We start from the raw sequence: 19,952 nt of genomic DNA, 5'->3' as shown, positions 1-19,952 counted from the left end.
TCGCGATAGCGGTGGGTCAGCTACGCAAATGCTTGCATGTGCCCGCTGCTGCTCTTGCTCTTGCTGTGCTTTTGATGTTGATCTCAGCGCCCCGTTAACCACGCTGGCCGAACGCAGGCATTGTGCAGTGGGCATCCCGGCATGGATGCCGGGATAGCCGCGCTGGGCCAGGGACGGCCCTTCGCGGCGGGCCCACGGAGCAATGCCGAAGTGAGGGCATGCCGAGCCTTGGCGAGGCACCGAGTGGTGGGGCAATATACGGATCACCCACATGGGTTACAAAAAAGTGCACTCACATAGGTAACACCCGGAGTGTCACGTAGCCATCAATGGCATCTCTTACGTCAATCCGTCCAAGGATGATTGGGCCGAAGATAACATCCCAGATCCCGTCCTCTATTTGCTCCAGTCCAATGGTCTGGTGCTTGAGCACATAGCCGACGTAGATCCTTAGACCACGACGATTGACGATGCCCGAGCAGTCCGCTTGGAGGCTATCGATATGGCTCGGGTAGGTCATCTCAGGAAGCTTCTCAGGGTATTGGCGGGACGAAGGCTCATAGCAGGACGCGGGTGTCTTCTGCTTTAGAGCCTCGTGGAAACGCTCATAGTTGTAATGTTGCCTGAAACGATCAAAGTGCCGTTGTTGGGCCTCCCACGCTACCGCTGGTGGTGACGGAAGAGTACTTTTCAACGTTCGATGCATACGTTCATGCCGGCCATTTTGCTCCGGCCTGCCGGGTGCGATCCGCTCAGGAATGATCCCTAGACGCAACCACCAGATGGATAATTGGGAAAGGCCCGCACGCCCTTTGCTCGCAAACGGAACACCATTGTCGGTACGAATGCGCTCCGGCAGACCATGCTCACGAAACACCTGAGTAAACACCGCCTGGGTTTCCTGGAAGTTGGTGTTAGCCATGCTGTGGCAAGCGAGCAAGAAACGACTGGCATGGTCCATGATCGTCAATGGATAGCACCAGACACCCGCACCTGTCAGGAATTGGCCTTTGTAATCGGCGCTGAATAGCTGGTTGGGAGCCTCTGCTTTCTGCAGTGGTTTGGGATAAACCGCCACCCGTTGACGCAATCGGCGTGGTTTGACCAGCTCAGCTTTCTTTAGAATGTTGTAGATCGACGTCTTTGATGGCGGCGTCTGGTCAGGGAAACGCTCGAGCAAAGCCGCCTGAATTTTCTTGGGGCCAGGCTCTGTCTCACCCCGACCGCGTAATTCAATGATCGCCTCACGGACAGCCAGGGGCACTACCCATTCCTGGGTAAGCCGACGACGACTATGTTCTTCCAGTCCCGCCGGCCCTTCCTTCTCATACCGCTCGACCCATTTATAGCCAGTCTTGCGACTGATCTCGTAAGCCTGGCAAAGCGCACTGAAGCTTGGCGGGCCTTTGATGTAGTCCGCGATGAATAGCAGTTTCAGGTCCATAGGTTTCAGCTCTCGCCATGGCATGGTCAGATCCTCGAAAACCGACCCTGCCAGTTAAAAACTGTTACCTATGTGAGTGAACTGATTTGTAACCTATGTGGGTGAGTCATACCGCAAAGCCTTTTTGGTTACTTTTTTGGCGTCTGAAAAAAGTGACCCGCCGTAAGGGCGGAACCCTAAGCGGCCGTCACGCAAAAAATGGATATACACCCAAGCCCAACAGCGAACCGCCCGGCTGAACTACGACAACATCCCCTGCATGATCTTCTGCAACACATCCAGATCAAACGGCTTGTCCAGAATCGGCGCCTTGCGCGTGATGGGGCTGTCAGTCTCGCGCACTTCCTGAGCATACCCACTGATAAAGATGACCTTCAGGTCCGGACGCAACCTCACCGCAGGCTCAGCGATCTGCACCCCGGAAATCCCCCCCGGCAGACGGAAGTCGGTAATCATCATGTCCAGGTGAGGCTTGCTCGCCAGAATCTCGAACGCCTGCTCGCCGTTTTCAGCCTGGAGCACCCGGTACCCTTCGCCAGACAGGTAGGCCGACAGCACCATCAGGATCGACGGATCATCCTCGACAATCAGTACAACGTCTTGCGCATCTTCACTCATGAGAAGCCTTTGTTGGATCAATAGCTGCTGATACGACCTTGGGGCCACTCAGAGGTTGCGTCCGTTCGCCAGTTTTCTGAAAAGGCAGACAAACGCGAAACAACGCCCCTTCGTTGAGGCGGCTATTGACCGTGATGATACCGCCATGGGCGGTGACAATCTGCTCGGAGATGAACAAGCCCAGCCCCAGGCCAGCGGTGGCGGCCTTGGACGATACCCGCTCGAACTGCTGGAAGATGCGTTTCTGGTTCTCTTCGCTGATGCCGATACCGTGATCCTGCACTTCGATGCAGGCGTGGTCGGGCGTCTGGTAGACGCGCACTTCGATCGGGCTCTTGCTGCCATAACGCAACGCATTGGTCAGCAGGTTCGAGACCACCTGCTCGATGCGAAACTCATCCCAGTGCCCTTCCACCATAGGCTCGGCGGTACAATTCACCGAGCATTCGGCAGCGGCGATCTGCGGCTGGAAGTTGCGCAGCAGGTTCTCCACCAGCGCCGTCAGGTTGAAGCGGGTCGGACGGATGGACAACTTCCCGGTGCGAATCCGGGACACGTCCAGCATGTCCTCGATCAAGCGGATCAGGCTCTTGATCTGGCGCTCATCGCGTTCAACCATCGCCTTGATCTTGTCCAGGGTGAACGCCGAGGCGTTGTCGCGCGCCAAGTGCATCTTGCGCAACTGCGTTTCCAGGATCAGGCCGTTAAGCGGCGTACGAACCTCGTGGGCGACGATCGACATGAAATCATCCCGCATGCGCACCGCCTGCTCGAGCTCGCCACGGGTGGCTTGCAACTGCTGGAGCAATTGCTCCTGCTCCCGGCGACTCTGCTCGAGAGCGAGCACCTGTTCCTTCATCGCCTTGCGCTGGCGATAGAGCTCGACGAACACGCTGACCTTGCTTTTGACCGCGTGGGTGTCCAGCGGCTTGTGCAGGAAATCCACCGCGCCGCTTTCATAGCCGGTGAATGCATAGTTGCGCTCGCGGCCGGCGGCGCTGACAAAAATGATCGGGATGCTGCGGGTCTTTTCCGTGCCGCGCATCAGCTCGGCCAGTTCGAATCCGTTCATGCCCGGCATCTGCACATCAATGATCGCCAGGGCAAAGTCGTGTTGCAAAAGCAGCGAGAGCGCTTCATCCGCCGACAAGGCCTTGAAGACCTCGCGGTCTTCGCGCTTGATCAGCGCTTCCAGGGCCAACAGATTCTCAGGCAGATCGTCGACGATCAGCAGTTTGGCTTGAATATCTCTTGGCATGTGGTTCATTCCAGCCCGGCCAGCAACTGGCCGATGCCCTGTAAAGTTAGGATATGGTCGGGCTCATGCAACGTAAGCGCCGCTTCGGGCATGGTGGAAACCTGTGCCTCCCTCGGGTCCTGGACGACGGTGATGCCGCCCAGCTCTTTCACCCTGGCCAGCCCCCTGGCGCCGTCACTGTTGGCACCAGTCAGGACCACTGCCAGCAGACGAGGACCATAGACATCGGCGGCCGACTCGAACAACACGTCGATCGATGGCCGCGAATGGTGCACCGGCGCTTCAAGGCTCAGTGACAGGCTGCGATCAGCCTCGATCGACAGGTGATAACCCGGCGTTGCGACATACAACGTGCCCGGGCGTATGTCCTGCTTGTCCTGGACTTCTTCGACAGGTATCGCCAGGCGATGACGAAACACCTGGGCCAACTGGCTGTTACGTTCGTCGGGCAAATGCAGCACCACGAGGACAGGCAGGCTGAAGCCCTTGCGCAGAGGCGTGAAGATGTTGAGCAGCGCCTCGACGCCTCCGGCGGAAGCGCCGACTACGATGGCCTCGATCAGGGGCCTGGATCTGTCCGTCATTGGGCTCATAACTTGCGATAGATCCGTTCCTGTTTGACCAACGGCTCGAACTGCTTGCCGAAAGCCGAAAAATCCAGTGTTTCCTTACTGCCCAACACCAGGAAACCACGATGGCAGAGGGACTCATGAAACAATCCAAATGCGCGATCTTGCAGCTTTTTATTAAAATAAATCAATACGTTACGACAGGAAATCAATTGAGTTTCGGAAAACACACTGTCCGTCGCCAGGCTGTGATCGGCAAAGGTCACGTTCTGACGCAGGGTTTTGTCGAACATGGCGTAATCGTAGGCGGCCGTGTAGTAGTCGGCAAACGAACGCCGGCCTCCGGCGAGCTGGTAATTCTGGGTGTAGGCCCGGACATTCTCCAGGGAAAAAATGCCTTGCTTGGCTTTCTCCAGTGAACGCGGATTGATGTCCGTGGCGTAGATCAACGTGCGGTCCAACAGCCCTTCTTCGTGCAGCAGGATCGCCATGGAGTAGACCTCTTCACCGGTGCTGCAGCCGGCGATCCAGATCTTGATCGAGGGATACGTCTTGAGCAGCGGCACCACTTCCTCGCGAATGGCCAGGAAGTGCGCAGGATCGCGAAACATCTCACTGACCGGAATCGTCAGCAGTTGGAGCAATTGCATGAACGCGCTCGGGTCGTGCAGTACGCGTTCTTGCAAGGCCGAGATGGTCTTGCATTCGAACTGATTCAACGCATGCAGGACCCGGCGCTTGATGGAGGCGCCGGAATAGTCACGAAAGTCGTAGCTGTACTTCAGATAGATCGCTTCGATCAACAAACGAAGTTCGATGTCAGTGTTTCGTTCCACTAGATTCTTTCCATATTCGGCAACCACACGCGAATCAGTGAGAACAGGCGATCCAGGTCGATCGGCTTGGCCAGGTAATCGTTGGAGCCCGCCGCCAGGCAACGCTCCTGGTCATCCTTCATGGCCTTGGCGGTCACGGCGATGATCGGCAACTTGCGCCAGCGCGGGTCCTTGCGGATCAGCGCGGTGGCTTCAAAGCCGTCCATCTCGGGCATCATCACGTCCATCAGCACCAGATCGATATCCTCGACTTCGTTCAGGCGTTCGATCGCTTCGTAACCGTTACGGCCGATGACCACGACGGCGCCTTTCGCCTCCAGGGCGCTGGTCAGGGCGAAAATGTTGCGCACATCGTCGTCCACCAGCAGCACCTTGCGGCCTTCGAAAACCTTGTCGCGGCTGCGGGCGGTCTGCAGCATCCGCTGTCGTTCATGGGACAACCGCGATTCGACTTTGTGCAGAAAGAGTGTGACTTCGTCCAGCAGGCGTTCCGGCGAACGCGCGCCCTTGATGATGATCGAGCGCGAGTATTTGCGCAGTTCGGCTTCTTCATCACGGGTCAGGTTGCGCCCGGTGTAGACGATCACTGGCGGAAACGAGCAGATCTCCTCGCTGGACATGCGCTTGAGCAAGTCATTGCCGAGCATATCCGGCAGCTTGAGGTCGATGATCATGCAGTCATAGACATGCGTGCGCAGCAGGTCCAGGGCCTGCTGGGCCAGGCCGACCGCGGTGATTTCGATGTCATCGTCGCCGATCAGCCGGGTAATGCTGTCGCGCTGCAAGTCATCGTCTTCCACCAGCAGCACGCGCTTGACCTTCTGGGTCAGCTTGGCTTCCAGGCGCGCGAAAACGTCCTTGAGCTCTTCTCGGGTCGTCGGTTTGACGGCATAACCGATCGCGCCCATGTGCATCGCCGCTTCGACGCGGTCCTCGACGGAAATGACGTGCACCGGGATGTGCCGGGTCTGGGCCTGCTCCTTGAGCCGCTGCAACACGGTCAGCCCGGAATGGTCCGGCAAACGCATGTCCAGCAGGATCGCGTCCGGGCTCAGTTGCAAGGCCAGGTCAAAGCCTTCGTCAGCGCCATGGGCGACCAGGCACTGATAGCCCAGTTCATGGGCCAGATCGAACAGGATACGGGCGAACTTCGGTTCGTCTTCGATAACCAGAATGCAACGGGTAGCGAAAGGCGCCTTGTCCCGGTCATCGGCAAATTGCGGGACAGGGGTTTCCACCTCGGCGACCAGTGTCGGAGGCGGCACATGGGCCGGGGCAGTGGTCGTCGGGGTGAACGCCATCGGTTCGACAGGCGCCTCCCCTGGCTCGACATAACGCCCAGGCATCACCAGCGTGAACACACTGCCCTGCCCCGGCTCGCTGGAGACCGAGATCGAGCCGCCGAGCAACGTCGCCAGATCGCGGGAAATCGACAGCCCCAGGCCTGTGCCGCCGTAACGCCGATTGGTGGTGCCGTCGGCCTGGCGGAACGCCTCGAAAATACTCTGCTGCTGGTCGGCGGCGATGCCGATCCCCGAGTCGCGCACCATGAACGCGATACCCGAGCCGGGCTGGCCGGTGATGGTCAGGCAGACGGAACCCTGCTCGGTGAACTTCACCGCGTTGGACAAAAGGTTCTTGAGCACCTGCTCAAGGCGCTGGCGATCGGTATACAGCATCGACGGCGCGTCAGGCTGCAACTGCACCTCGAAACTCAGGCCCTTGTCCGCCGCCAGCGGCTTGAACATATCCCGCAGCCCCTCGACCAGGCGAGGCACGCTGGTGTTTTCCGGGCGCACCTCGAGTTTTCCGGCCTCGACCTTGGAAATGTCCAGAATGTCGTTGATCAGGTTCAGCAAGTCATTGCCGGCGGAGTAGATCGATTCGGCAAACTTGACCTGTTCGTCGCTGAGGTTCTTCTGCGGGTTCTCCGCCAGCAGCTTGGACAGGATCAACGAACTGTTGAGCGGCGTGCGCAGCTCATGGGACATATTGGCGAGAAATTCGGACTTGTACTTGCTCGAACGCTGCAGCTCTTCGGCGCGCTCCTGCAATTGGATCTGGGCCAGGTTCAACTCGCTGTTCTTCTGGTCCATGGCGTCGCGCTGCTCGGCCAATTGCTCGTTGGTCTGCTCCAGCTCCTGCTGCTGGGCTTCCAGGTGGGCCTGGGATTCCTTGAGAATGCGCGACTGTTCCTCGAGTTCTTCGTTGGCCGTCTTGAGTTCTTCCTGCTGCACCTGCAACTCTTCGTTGAGCTGCTGGGTTTCGGCCAGTACTTCCTGCAGACGTTGACGGTAACGGGCCGCCTCGATGGAGGTGCCGATATTGCCGGCAACCAGTTCCAGCAACTCGATGTCCCGCCCGGCCAGGGGGCGCAGGAAGCCCAACTCGATGACACCATTGATGCGGTCGTCGTCGCGGGTCGGCACCACCATCACGCAATTGGGCAACCCTTGGCCCAGCCCTGAGCTGACCTTGAGGTAATCGCGTGGCACGTCATCCAGACGGATGAGCCGCCCTTGGCGCACGGCCTGCCCGACGATGCCTTCGCCGTCCATGACCATCTGGTGCTGTTCGTCGTCTTCCCGGGACATGCCATAGGTGGCGATGCGCTTGAGCACGCCGTTTTCTTCCCGCGCATACAGTGCGGCAACAACGCTGCCCAGGTACTGGGCGCAGAACTGCAGGATGTTGCGCCCCAACAGATTCAGCGTCAGTTGGCCGAGCACCTGCTCGGCCAGTTGAGTCTGGCCGTTGCGCAACCACGCCTGCTTTTCCAGATGCAGGGCGCTTTCTTGCTGGACTTTCAGGCTCGCGCTGTAGTTGCTCGACAGGGCCAACAGATCGCGCCGCCCCACGTAGGCCAGCAACCCGCTGATGGCCGCGACGAAGAGCAAATACAGGGCAATGCTCCAGAGCGTGGTGGTACGCACCTGCTCGTTGCGCTCGGCGCGCAACTGCTGCTCGGTTTCGACGATGTCTTCGAAGGTCGTGCGGATCTCGTCCGTCAACCGTTTGCCACGCCCCTTCTTCACCGCGCCGCGGTAATCACCGCTACTGCGCTGCAGGTCGATCATGCTCTGGGCATAGTTGGCCCATTCCGTCTGCAGTGCCTGGACCTTACGCAGGCGATCGGTCTGGACGGGATTGTCGGCTGTCAGTTCCAACAATGTATCCAGGGCCACGGCGATGCGCGGCTTGGCCACCTCGTAAGGGTCGAGGAAATGCTCGTCGCCGCTCAGCAGGTAGCCGCGCATGCCGGTTTCCAGATCGACGCTCAGCTTCAGCGCTTCATTGGCATTGTTGATGACGCGATCGGTGTGCCCGACCCACTGGATCACCGACAGCAGATAAGTGATCAACACGATGAAAAACACCGCGCTGAGTGCACCCATGCCCAGCGGCAGGCTGATATTGCGGCTCAGGAGCTTGCGAAAACTTTGTTCGTCGACCGAAGACGAAGGAGTCATGGAAAAGGCCTTGGTGGACAGTTGAAGACGATGGAGTTTGCCCAAAAATACGGGTTGGATCCACACATCTGACAAGGCAATGCCACAATTTCCTGACGGTACGACCGGGTCATAAGGATGCGACTATCCTTGTCAGCTCTTGTACTATAGATCCTTTCTTGTACAACCTCGGGAACTTGTACCGCTTCGCTACTTACTCATGCATACGGCTACTTTTTGCCGCGCCCCTACCGATTCCATCTTCCGAGAAGTCTATTATGTCCGTCCCCGCTTCTGACACCCCCTCCACCATCCTGGTAGTCGAAGACGACAACATCGTGCGCATGTTGATTGTCGATGTCCTGGAAGAACTGGAATACAAGGTTTTGGAAGCTGACGGCTGCGAGCAGGCACTTGAGTTTCTGAACGATGACGCTCAGCCCATCGCCCTGATGATGACGGACGTCGGCCTGCCGGTCATGGACGGCCGCGAACTGGCGAAACGGGCCCAACTGGCCAGGCCAGGGCTGCCGATCCTGTTCGCCAGCGGTTATGCCGAAAGCATCGATGTGCCCGAAGGCATGAACGTGATCGGCAAACCCTTCTCCATCGACCAACTGCGCGACAAGGTCAAAAAGATTCTTTCTTGAGCCCAGGCGCATTCTTGGTCACTATCGGCGCCCCGCGCGCCGACCGCGCCTGACCCGCCTCAAGGAATGTCCCTCATGTCTCATCCCACCGCCACCAAAGTCCTGGTGATCGGCTATGTCTGGCCCGAGCCACGCTCATCGGCGGCCGGTGGGCATGTCATGCAGTTATTGGAGGCTTTTCTCGGGCAAGGCTGGGACATCACTTTCAGCAGCCCCGCCAGGCCCGGGGAAAACCGCGCCGACCTGATCGCCCTGGGCATCCGCGAGGTACCGATCGAGCTCAATAGCAGCAGTTTTGACGCATTCATCAGCGAACTCGCGCCCGATGTCGTCCTGTTCGACCAGTACATGATGGAAGAACAGTTTGGCTGGCGAGTCGAGAAGCACTGCCCCGACGCCCTGCGCGTGCTGGAAACCTCCGACCTGCAAAGCCTGCGCCACGCGCGGCATCAGCGCTTGAAGGATCGTTTGAAAGCCAATGAAACCTGCGAGGATTTCAGCGACCTGTTCGCCCCCGCCCTGCGCGAAGAATTCGAGCTGATGGCCGACACCGACCTGGCCAAGCGCGAGATTGCCGCTCTGTATCGATGCGATCTGAACCTGATGGTGTCGGAAGTCGAGATCGAACTGTTGGTGGAGCACTTCAAGGTGCCCCGTGAGCTGTTGCTCTGGTGCCCATTGATGCTCGACCTGCCTGAGCAAGCCTTCGTACCTTTCGAAGAACGGGCGCACTTCCTCAGCATCGGCAATTTCCGCCATGCACCGAACTGGGACGCCGTACTCTGGATGAAAAATGCCGTGTGGCCGCTGATTCGCCAGCGACTGCCCGGTGCACAGCTGCACCTGTATGGCGCCTACACCCCGCCCAAGGCCGCCGCGTTGCATAACCCGGCCCAAGGCTTCCATATCATGAACTGGGCAGAGGATGCCTTGCAGGTCATGTCCGCAGCGCGCATCTGCCTGGCCCCCCTGCGTTTCGGCGCCGGTATCAAGGGCAAACTGATCGAAGCCATGCTCTGCGGCACGCCGAGCGTCACCACGCCCATCGGTGCCGAAGCCATGCACGCCGGCATGCCCTGGCCCGGTGTCATCGCGCAGAGCGCCGAGGACATCGCCAACGCCGCCGTACACTTGTATAGCGATCAGGCACGCTGGGCCGATGCCCAGGACGCCGGGCTGGCTTTGCTGGCGGCGCGCTTTCGCCGGCAGGTGCACGGCCCGGCGCTGATCGACAGCATCAATGCCTGTCGTGCCGATCTGGCGCGCCGACGCCGGGACAACTTCACCGGCAGCATGCTGCGCCATCACCAGCACAAGAGCACCCAGTACATGTCCCAGTGGATCGAAGAGAAGAACCGCAACAGCTGACCGGCCCTCGTCCCGGGGCTGGAACCTGCGCGGCGAAGGGGGCATTATCCAGCGGCGATAACAATAAAAGCGCCAGGCCCATGACCCGAACAGCCAGAGTCACCGACCCTTCCTACGAGTTGATGGACGACCACAACGGGCTGTCCATCATCTATCGCCAGCACGGCTTTCCTTGCCCGCTGGTGCGCTGGCATTTCCACAAGGAATACGAGCTGCACCTGATCGTCGCCAGTTCGGGCAAAGTCTTCATCGGCGACTACATCGGCAATTTTTCTCCGCAGTCGCTGTTCCTTACCGGCCCCAACCTGCCCCACAACTGGATCAGCCAGGTGGCCGAGGACGAAGTGGTGCCCAAGCGCGACATGCTGGTGAACTTCACCGATGAGCTGTTTGAAAGCGGCAACCAGGTGTTCGCCGAGCTCAAGACCCTCGCTCCGCTGCTGGAGCGTGCCCAGCACGGCATCGAATTTCGCTGCAAGCGCACCATCCGCCAGGCCATGACGTTGATGCAACGCATCGCCGACGCCCAGGGCATGAGCCGGCTGGGCTACTTTTTTATCCTGATGGAGCTGCTGGCGGCCTGCGACGACTTCCAGCTGCTTTCGGGCGCCACCACACCACACGCGGCGGACGAGCACAGCATCGACCGCACCAACCGCGCGGTGGATTACATCTTTGCCCATTACGCCAGGGAGTTGCCCCTGGAAGAAGTCGCCGAGCACCTGGGCATGAAACCCACCTATTTCAGCCGGGTTTTCAAGCAAGCCACGGGGCGTTGCTTCATCGAATTCGTCAATCGCCTGCGCATCAGCAAATCTTGCGAGCTACTGGCCGATGGCGACAAACCAGTGACCGATGTGTGCTTCGAGTCGGGCTTCAACAATATTTCCAACTTCAACCGACGCTTCCAGCAACTCAAGGGCATGACCCCCTCGCACTACCGGCGGCTGGCGGTGCAGCGGCTGACCGAGCAGAACCAGGCCTGATCTCTACCTTGCCTGCTCTTAAGTGCAAAAAAGTATCAGTAAAAGTGCGACGAATGATTTGTCATGCAATCCATTGAGGGCTGTAATCAGCGCACATTCTTCCTCTCATCCGGAAGACACAAAAACAATAACTGTCCTTCTGCAGCCCGTGGGCGCGGAAAAGGAGTGCGCGATGAAACCTTCGGTAAAAGCTCTGCTTGTCTCCACCTGCATGACCCTCAGCAGCGTCAGTTTCGGCGCGCAAACCCTGACCATTGCCACCGTCAACAACAGCGACATGATCCGCATGCAAAAGCTTTCGAAGACTTTCGAGGCCGAGCACCCGGAAATCACGCTGAACTGGGTGGTGCTCGAAGAAAACGTCCTGCGCCAGCGCCTGACCACGGACATCGCCACCCAGGGTGGACAGTTCGATGTGTTGACCATTGGCATGTACGAAGCCGCACTGTGGGGAGCCAAGGGCTGGCTGGAGCCGATGAAGGACCTGCCGGCGTCCTACGACCTGGAAGACGTCTTCCCTTCCGTGCGCGATGGCTTGTCGGTCAAGGGCTCGTTGTACGCCCTGCCGTTCTATGCCGAAAGCTCGATCACCTATTACCGCACGGACCTGTTCAAGAACGCCGGGCTGAGCATGCCTGAGCACCCGACCTGGACCCAGGTCGGTGAATTCGCGCAAAAGCTCACCGACAAGTCCAAGGAACAGTATGGCCTGTGCCTGCGGGGCAAGGCCGGTTGGGGCGAGAACATGGCGCTGATCACGACCCTGGCCAACGGTTTTGGCGCGCGCTGGTTCGATGAGAAGTGGCAGCCGGAGTTCAATGGGCCTGAGTGGAAGGATGCCCTGAACTTCTACGTCGACAACATGAAGAAATCCGGCCCGCCGGGCGCGTCCAGCAACGGCTTCAACGAGAACCTGGCCCTGTTCAACAGCGGCAAGTGCGCGATTTGGGTCGATGCCAGCGTCGCCGGCTCGTTCGTGACCGACAAGACCCAGAGCAAGGTGGCCGATCACGTCGGGTTCACCTTCGCCCCCCACGAAAAAACCGACAAGGGCACTTCGTGGATGTACTCCTGGTCGCTGGCCATCCCGACCAGTTCCAAAGCCAAGGACGCGGCCAAGGTCTTCACCACTTGGGCAACGTCCAAGGAATACGGCCAACTGGTCGCCAAGACCGACGGCATTGCCAACGTACCGCCAGGCACCCGCGCCTCGACCTACAGCGACGAGTACATGAAGGCCGCGCCGTTTGCCAAGGTGACGCTGGAGTCGTTGAAAGTCGCCGACCCGAAAGCACCGACGCTCAAGCCCGTGCCTTACATCGGCATCCAACTGGTGACCATTCCTGAATTCCAGGCCATCGGCACCCAGGTCGGCAAGTTCTTCTCCGGCGCGCTGACCGGCCAGCAGAGCGTGGACCAGGCATTGACCGCCGCGCAGTCCACCACCGAGCGCGAGATGAAACGCGCCGGGTATCCAAAGTAAAGACTTGTAAATATCCATTTGTGGCGAGGGAGCTTGCTCCCGCTGGCGGGCAAAGCCCGCCCTGGCGATCAGAAAGATTGCCTATCGGCATGGGCCCGCTGCGCGGTCCAGCGGGAGCAAGCTCCCTCGCCACAGGGAATGTGTCGCATAAGAGTAAGCGCTCATGAATAGCTCAACGACAACAGTCAAAGCTCCCATCGAAATAGCTCCGCCAGCCCGCAAGATCCGCCTGGCCAACCCCGGCTGGTTCCTGGTCAGCCCGTCGGTCGCCTTGTTACTGCTGTGGATGATCGTGCCGCTGGGCATGACCGTCTATTTCTCGATGATCCGCTACAACCTGCTCTACCCCGGCGAAAACGAATTCGTCGGGCTGGAGAACTTCACTTACTTTCTGACCGATTCGGGCTTCATGCCCGGCGCCACCAATACCCTGCTGCTGGTGGGCAGCGTGCTGCTGATCAGCATCGTGCTCGGCGTGTTGATCAGCGCGTTGCTGGAGGCCAGCGAGTTTTTCGGTCGCGGCATCGTGCGGGTGTTGCTGATCTCGCCGTTTTTCATCATGCCCACCGTCGGTGCGCTGATCTGGAAGAACCTGATCTTCCATCCGGTCTCCGGCATCCTCGCCTCGGTGTGGAAACTCTTCGGTGCCCAGCCGGTGGACTGGCTGGCGCATTACCCGTTGCTGTCGATCATCATCATCGTGTCGTGGCAATGGCTGCCCTTCGCGATCCTGATCCTGATGACCGCCATGCAGTCCCTCGACCAGGAACAGAAAGAAGCCGCGCGCCTGGACGGTGCCGGACCGATCGCGATTTTCTGGCACCTGACCCTGCCGCACCTGGCGCGTCCGATTGCCGTGGTGCTGATGATCGAGACGATTTTCCTGCTGTCGGTGTTCGCCGAGATCTTCACCACCACCAACGGTGGCCCTGGCTACGCCTCCACTAACCTCGCCTACCTGATCTACAACCAGGCGCTGGTGCAGTTCGACGTCGGCATGGCGTCAGCCGGTGGCCTGATTGCCGTGGTGATCGCCAACATCGCCGCCATCATCCTGGTCCGGATGATCGGCAAAAACCTCACCGACAAGCATTGAGGCCGTCGCCATGACTCTTCAACAATCCCGTCGCCTGCAAAGCCTGCTGCTGGGCACGTTGGCCTGGGCCATCGCGATCCTGATCTTCTTTCCGATCTTCTGGATGGTGCTGACCAGCTTCAAGACTGAAATCGACGCTTTCGCCACGCCGCCGCAGTTCATCTTCGCGCCGACACTGGAGAACTACCTGCACATCAATGAGCGCAGCAACTACTTCAGCTTCGCCTGGAACTCGGTGGTGATTTCCTTCAGCGCCACCGCCCTGTGCCTGCTGATCGCGGTGCCGGCGGCCTACTCCATGGCGTTCTACGAAACCCAACGCACCAAAGGCACGCTGCTGTGGATGCTCTCCACCAAAATGCTGCCGCCGGTGGGCGTGCTGATGCCGATCTATCTGCTGGCCAAGCAGTTCGGCCTGCTGGACACGCGCCTCGCGCTGATCATCATCTACACGCTGATCAACCTGCCCATCGTGGTCTGGATGATTTACACCTACTTCAAGGACATCCCCCGCGACATCCTCGAAGCCGCGCGCCTGGACGGTGCCACCCTGTGGCAGGAAATGGTCCGCGTGCTGCTGCCGATCGCCAAGGGCGGTCTCGCGTCAACGGTACTGCTGTCGCTGATCCTGTGCTGGAACGAGGCGTTCTGGTCGCTCAACCTGACCTCATCCAAAGCCGCGCCGCTGACAGCACTGATCGCCTCGTATTCCAGCCCCGAGGGCCTGTTCTGGGCCAAGTTGTCCGCCGTCTCGACCCTGGCCTGCGCGCCGATCCTGATTTTCGGCTGGATCAGCCAGAAACAGCTGGTGCGCGGTTTGTCCTTCGGCGCGGTGAAGTAACGCGCCCTACACAGTCATCAGAAGTGGAGGCCCATCATCATGGCCAACCTGAAAATCAAGAATTTGCAAAAAGGCTTCGAAGGCTTTTCCATCATCAAGGGCATTGACCTTGAAGTGAACGACCGCGAATTCGTGGTCTTCGTCGGCCCCTCGGGCTGTGGCAAGTCCACGCTGCTGCGGCTGATCGCCGGCCTGGAAGAAGTCAGCGACGGCACCATCGAGCTGGACGGCCGTGACATCACCGAAGTCAGCCCGGCCAAGCGCGACCTGGCGATGGTGTTCCAGACCTATGCCCTGTACCCGCACATGAGCGTGCGCAAGAACATGTCCTTCGCCCTCGACCTCGCCGGTGTGCCCAAGGCCGAGGTGGAAAAGAAAGTCAACGAAGCGGCGCGCATCCTCGAACTGGGGCCGATGCTGGAGCGCAAGCCCAAGCAGCTGTCCGGCGGCCAGCGCCAGCGCGTGGCGATCGGCCGGGCCATCGTGCGCAACCCGAAGATCTTCCTGTTCGACGAGCCCTTGTCGAACCTCGACGCCGCCCTGCGCGTGCAGATGCGCCTGGAACTGGCGCGCCTGCATAAAGAGTTGCAGGCAACCATGATCTACGTGACCCACGACCAGGTCGAAGCCATGACCCTGGCCGACAAGGTGGTGGTGCTCAACGGCGGTCGCATCGAGCAGGTCGGCTCGCCGCTGGAGCTGTATCACCAACCGGCCAACCTGTTCGTCGCCGGGTTCCTCGGCACGCCGAAGATGGGTTTTCTCAAGGGCAAGGTCACCGGCCTGGACGGCCAGGGTTGTGAAGTGCTGCTGGACGCCGGCACCCGCATCAGCCTGCCGCGCAGCGGTGCCAACCTGAGCGTCGGCGGCGCGGTAACCCTGGGGATTCGTCCGGAACACCTGAACCTGGCGCAACCGGGTGATTGCACGCTGCGGGTCACCGCCGATGTCAGCGAACGCCTGGGCAGCGACACCTTCTGCCACGTCGTCACCGCCTCCGGCGAAGCCCTGACCATGCGCGTGCGTGGTGACCTGGCGAGCCGTTTCGGCGAGCAACTGGAGCTGCACCTGGACGCCGAACACTGCCACTTATTCGATGCCGAAGGCGTTGCGGTTTCCCGCGCGCTGCGCGCTGCCGCCTGATTGCCGAGATTTGCGATGAAACTCAACCGACAGAACCTGCACAACCTCAACGCCGAGGTCGCCCTGCCCGCTTACAACCTGGGCGACCGCCGCCAGGGCATCGCCCACATCGGGGTCGGCGGTTTCCACCGTGCGCACCAGGCGTATTACACCGATGCGTTGATGAACACCGGCGAAGGCCTCGACTGGGCAATCTGCGGCGTCGGCCTGCGGGCCGAAGATCGCCGGGCCCGGGATGATCTGGCTGGCCAGGACTACCTGTTCACCCTGTATGAACTGGGGGATACCGATGACACCGAAGTCCGGGTCATTGGCGCGATCGCCGACATGCTGTTGGCCGAGGATGGCGCCCAGGCGCTGATCGACAAACTGGCCGACCCGCAGATCCGCATCGTCTCGCTGACGATCACCGAGGGTGGTTATTGCATTGACGACAGCAACGGCGAGTTCATGGCCCATCTGCCGCAGATCCAGCACGACCTGGCCCATCCGGACGAACCTCAGACCGTGTTCGGCTTCCTCTGCGCCGCGCTGGCCAAACGCCGGGCTACGGGGACGCCGGCGTTCACCCTGATGTCCTGCGATAACCTGCCCCACAACGGCGCCGTCACGCGCAAGGCGCTGCTGGCGTTTGCCGCATTGCGAGACCCCAAACTGAGACAATGGATCGAGCAGAACGTGAGCTTCCCCAACGCCATGGTCGATCGCATTACCCCGATGACCAGCAGCGCCCACCGCTTGCAGCTGCACGACGAGCATGGCATCGACGACGCTTGGCCAGTGGTGTGCGAACCCTTTGTGCAATGGGTGCTGGAGGACAAGTTTGTCAATGGTCGCCCGGCCTGGGAGAAGGTCGGTGTGCAGTTTACCGATGACGTTTCGCCCTATGAAGAGATGAAGATCAAGCTGCTCAACGGCAGCCATCTCGCGTTGACGTACCTGGGTTTCCTCAAGGGGTATCGTTTCGTCCACGAAACCATGAACGACCCGTTGTTCGTGCGTTACATCCGCGCCTACATGGACCTGGACGTGACGCCACAACTGGCGCCCGTGCCGGGCATCGACCTGACGGAATACAAGGACACCCTGGTGGAGCGCTTCTCCAACCAGGCCATCGCCGACCAGTTGGAACGGGTGTGTTCGGATGGCTCGTCGAAATTTCCCAAATTCACCGTGCCGACCATCAACCGCCTGATCGCCGACGGCGGCCAGACCCGCCGCGCGGCGCTGGTGGTGGCGGCCTGGGCTGTTTACCTCAAAGGGGCAGATGAAAATGGCACGACCTATTCGATCCCCGACCCACGCGCGGCGTTCTGCCAGGCGCTGGTGGCCGACGACGCGCTGGTGGCCCAGAGAATGCTTGCAGTGGAAGAAATTTTTGGCACGGCCATCCCCCGTTCGCCCGAGTTCGTGGCAGCATTCGAATGGTGCTGCAACAGCTTGCGCGAGCAAGGGGTGACCAAGACGCTTGAGCGGGTACTGGCTGATCAAGGCTAGATACGATCCGCTTTTCGTGGCGAGGGAGCTTGCTCCCGCTGGGTTGCGAAGCGACCCCCTGGGTTTGTCAGGTTCACCGCGTTGCCTGGGTGGGGCTGCTGCGCAGCCCAGCGGGAGCAAGCTCCCTCGCCACAGGTATTCCATGATCCTGACCATATTGCATGTCCCTGACCATAATGTAATCGAGCTGCTGACCCGAGGATTTCCATGGCAAACCAACAACTGTTCCTGGGCATCGACTGCGGCACCCAAGGCACCAAGGCGCTGATCCTCGATTCGATCAGCGGCCAGGTACTTGGCCAGGGCGCCGCCGCCCACGACATGATCAGCGGTGCCAACGGCCGCCGGGAACAAGACACCCGGCAATGGCTTGACGCGTTCACCCAGGCCACTCGGCAAGCGCTGGCGGATGCAAAGGTCGATGGCCAGTCGATTCTCGGCATCGGCGTCTCTGGCCAGCAGCACGGCCTGGTATTGCTCGATGAGCAGGGCCAGGTCCTGCGCCCGGCAAAACTGTGGTGCGATACCGAGACGACCGCGGAAAACGATCGTCTCCTGGCGCATCTCGGCGGTGAAGAAGGCAGCCTGGAGCGCCTCGGCGTGGTGATTGCGCCGGGCTACACGGTGTCCAAACTGCTCTGGACCCGGGAACAGCACCCGCAGATTTTCGAGCGGACCGCCAGCATCCTGCTGCCCCACGACTTCCTCAATTACTGGCTTACCGGGCGCCATTGCAGCGAGTATGGCGATGCCTCGGGCACCGGTTACTTCAACGTCCGTACCCGCCAGTGGGATCGCGCGCTGCTGCGCCATATCGACCCCAGCGGCCGGCTGGAATCGGCCTTGCCCGAGCTGATCGAGGCCCATCAGCCAGTCGGCAGGATCCTGCCCGAGATCGCCGCACACCTGGGCCTCAACCCCGACGCGGTGGTCGCCAGTGGCGGCGGCGACAACATGATGGGCGCCATCGGCACCGGCAACATCCAGCCCGGCGTGATCACCATGAGCCTCGGTTCCTCCGGCACGGTGTATGCGTATGCCGCCGAGCCCGTGGTCAGCCCGCAAGCATCCGTGGCGACGTTCTGTTCGTCGAGCGGCGGCTGGCTGCCGTTGATCTGCACCATGAACCTGACCAACGCCACCGGAGCGCTGCGCGAGCTGCTGGAACTGGACATCGATACGTTCAATACCCTCGTGACCCAGGCGCCGATCGGTGCCGAGGGCGTGTGCATGCTGCCGTTCCTCAATGGCGAACGCGTCCCCGCCCTGCCCCATGCCACCGGCAGCCTGCTGGGCCTGACGACCACCAACCTGACCCGGGCCAACCTCTGCCGCGCGGTGGTCGAAGGCACGACCTTCGGCCTGCGCTATGGCCTCGACCTGCTCCGTGCCAACGGGCTCAAGGCCCAGAGCATTCGCCTGATCGGCGGCGGCTCGAAGAGCCCGGTCTGGCGACAGATCGTCGCCGACATCATGGACACTACCGTCATTTGCACCGAACAGAGCGAAGCCGCTGCCCTGGGCGGGGCGATCCAGGCGGCGTGGTGTCATGGCGCCGGGCAAACATCCCTGGCCGACCTGTGCGAGCGCTGCGTCAAACTCGACCCGGCCAGCGAAATCCGGCCCGTCGCCGCGCACGTCGCGGCGTCACAACAAGCCTACGAACGTTACCGGCAACACGTCGCAACCCTTTGAGAGCAGGCAATTATGTATCTGGTATGTGGTGAAGCGCTGTTTGATTTTTTCAGCGCAAACGAAGCGCAGACTCCGGCTTCGCAAGTGAACTTCAAGGCGCTCGCCGGTGGTTCACCGTTCAACGTGGCGGTGGGTTTGCGTCGACTGGGGATCGAGTCGGCACTATTCACCGGGCTGTCCACCGACTATCTGGGCCGGCGCTTGAAACAGGTGCTGGTGGACGAAGGCGTCAGCACTCAATTTGCCCAGGACTTCGAGGCCCCCACCACCCTGGCCATGGTCGCTGTCGGCGCCAACGGCTCGCCCCACTACAGCTTCCGTGGCGAAGGCTGCGCAGACCGGCAATTGCGCGCGGAGCATTTGCCGACGCTGGGCCCGCAAGTGCGCGGCCTGCATGTGGGTTCGTTCTCATTGGTGGTGCAACCGGTGGGCGATACGCTGCTGGCACTGGTACAACGCGAAAGCGGCCGACGCCTTATCAGCCTCGACCCGAACGTGCGGCTCAATCCGCAGCCAGACATCGAGTTGTGGCGTTCACGGATCGCGACGCTGGTGGAATACGCCGACCTGATCAAGGTCAGCGATGAGGACCTGAGCCTGCTCTACCCTGACCGGGACCCACATGAAGTAATTGGGGGCTGGCTGGAGCACCGCTGTCAGTTGGCCTTCCTCACCCGTGGCGGCCAGGGCGCAACGGTGTTCAGCCGTCAGCATGGCGTATGGTCGCTTCCCGCCTGCCCGGTCCAGATCGCCGATACGGTGGGCGCGGGCGACACGTTCCAGGCTGCGCTGATCGCTTGGCTGACAGAGCAGCAGTTGGATGATGTGCAGGGTTTGCATTCGCTGAGCGCGGAGCAGATCGGGGAAATGCTCCATTTCGCCATGCGCGCCGCGGCACTGACGTGCGGCAAAGTCGGGCCAGACCTGCCCTATCGGCAGCAATTGGTCTAGGAAAAATCGAAAGCTGGACGCCGGGTTCGAACAATATCGGACCCGGTCGTCAGGTTTGCAAAGGTCGG

General features: G+C 60.5%; 16 protein-coding genes. 10 read left to right on the top strand and 6 right to left on the bottom strand.

Annotated features, from left to right (window positions below; all coding sequences use genetic code 11):
- Positions 1-292: 292 nt before the first annotated feature.
- The 6 genes from J3P84_RS12690 to J3P84_RS12665 all read right to left on the bottom strand — a co-directional run bounded on the left by J3P84_RS12690 (position 293) and on the right by J3P84_RS12665 (position 8,195).
- On the bottom strand, positions 293-1,468 hold the full coding sequence (locus tag J3P84_RS12690) for an integrase core domain-containing protein (RefSeq protein ID WP_434623684.1): 1,176 nt from the start codon (positions 1,466-1,468) through the stop codon (positions 293-295).
- 216 nt (positions 1,469-1,684) lie between these two features.
- Positions 1,685-2,062 (bottom strand): response regulator, encoded by a 378-nt coding sequence (locus tag J3P84_RS12685; protein ID WP_434573902.1) that lies wholly within the window; start codon positions 2,060-2,062, stop codon positions 1,685-1,687.
- On the bottom strand, positions 2,055-3,320 hold the full coding sequence (locus tag J3P84_RS12680) for a hybrid sensor histidine kinase/response regulator (RefSeq protein WP_434630654.1): 1,266 nt from the start codon (positions 3,318-3,320) through the stop codon (positions 2,055-2,057). Before J3P84_RS12680 ends, J3P84_RS12685 begins: the two co-directional genes overlap by 8 nt.
- 5 nt (positions 3,321-3,325) lie before the next feature.
- Entirely contained in the window at positions 3,326-3,913 is a 588-nt protein-coding gene (locus J3P84_RS12675; RefSeq protein ID WP_434630651.1) for a chemotaxis protein CheB, read from the bottom strand.
- Positions 3,910-4,725 (bottom strand): CheR family methyltransferase, encoded by an 816-nt coding sequence (locus J3P84_RS12670; RefSeq protein WP_434573896.1) that lies wholly within the window; start codon positions 4,723-4,725, stop codon positions 3,910-3,912. The genes J3P84_RS12675 and J3P84_RS12670 overlap by 4 nt, the downstream gene beginning before the upstream one ends.
- Complete coding sequence (locus J3P84_RS12665) at positions 4,725-8,195, bottom strand: response regulator (protein ID WP_434630648.1); 3,471 nt, start codon at positions 8,193-8,195, stop codon at positions 4,725-4,727. The genes J3P84_RS12670 and J3P84_RS12665 overlap by 1 nt, the downstream gene beginning before the upstream one ends.
- Positions 8,196-8,452: 257 nt before the next feature.
- Between J3P84_RS12665 and J3P84_RS12660 the strand changes: the two genes are divergently transcribed.
- The 10 genes from J3P84_RS12660 (at position 8,453) to J3P84_RS12615 (ending at position 19,884) form a co-directional block, all read left to right on the top strand.
- Entirely contained in the window at positions 8,453-8,824 is a 372-nt protein-coding gene (locus tag J3P84_RS12660; protein ID WP_434573892.1) for a response regulator, read from the top strand.
- A 75-nt stretch (positions 8,825-8,899) separates the two neighbouring features.
- Complete coding sequence (locus J3P84_RS12655) at positions 8,900-10,192, top strand: glycosyltransferase (RefSeq protein ID WP_434630644.1); 1,293 nt, start codon at positions 8,900-8,902, stop codon at positions 10,190-10,192.
- An 80-nt stretch (positions 10,193-10,272) separates the two neighbouring features.
- Entirely contained in the window at positions 10,273-11,178 is a 906-nt protein-coding gene (locus J3P84_RS12650; protein ID WP_305500721.1) for an AraC family transcriptional regulator, read from the top strand.
- A gap of 172 nt (positions 11,179-11,350) precedes the next feature.
- On the top strand, positions 11,351-12,661 hold the full coding sequence (locus tag J3P84_RS12645; protein WP_434630641.1) for an ABC transporter substrate-binding protein: 1,311 nt from the start codon (positions 11,351-11,353) through the stop codon (positions 12,659-12,661).
- 163 nt (positions 12,662-12,824) lie between these two features.
- A complete protein-coding gene (locus tag J3P84_RS12640) occupies positions 12,825-13,757 on the top strand; it encodes a carbohydrate ABC transporter permease (protein ID WP_434630638.1) in 933 nt (310 codons plus the stop codon).
- A gap of 10 nt (positions 13,758-13,767) precedes the next feature.
- Positions 13,768-14,598 (top strand): carbohydrate ABC transporter permease, encoded by an 831-nt coding sequence (locus tag J3P84_RS12635; protein WP_014338173.1) that lies wholly within the window; start codon positions 13,768-13,770, stop codon positions 14,596-14,598.
- A gap of 39 nt (positions 14,599-14,637) precedes the next feature.
- Entirely contained in the window at positions 14,638-15,741 is a 1,104-nt protein-coding gene (locus J3P84_RS12630) for an ABC transporter ATP-binding protein (RefSeq protein ID WP_434600949.1), read from the top strand.
- A gap of 15 nt (positions 15,742-15,756) precedes the next feature.
- A complete protein-coding gene (locus J3P84_RS12625; RefSeq protein WP_434630635.1) occupies positions 15,757-17,238 on the top strand; it encodes a mannitol dehydrogenase family protein in 1,482 nt (493 codons plus the stop codon).
- 207 nt (positions 17,239-17,445) lie between these two features.
- Positions 17,446-18,933, top strand: a complete 1,488-nt coding sequence (gene xylB / locus J3P84_RS12620) for a xylulokinase (protein WP_434630632.1) — start codon at positions 17,446-17,448, stop codon at positions 18,931-18,933.
- Positions 18,934-18,945: 12 nt separating this feature from the next.
- Positions 18,946-19,884, top strand: a complete 939-nt coding sequence (locus tag J3P84_RS12615; protein WP_434630629.1) for a carbohydrate kinase family protein — start codon at positions 18,946-18,948, stop codon at positions 19,882-19,884.
- The last annotated feature ends 68 nt before the right edge of the window (positions 19,885-19,952 follow it).

This window comes from Pseudomonas sp. Z1-29 (assembly GCF_051131995.1).
Taxonomy (GTDB): Bacteria; Pseudomonadota; Gammaproteobacteria; order Pseudomonadales; family Pseudomonadaceae; genus Aquipseudomonas.
This window is presented reverse-complemented; position numbering and strand designations above follow the sequence as displayed.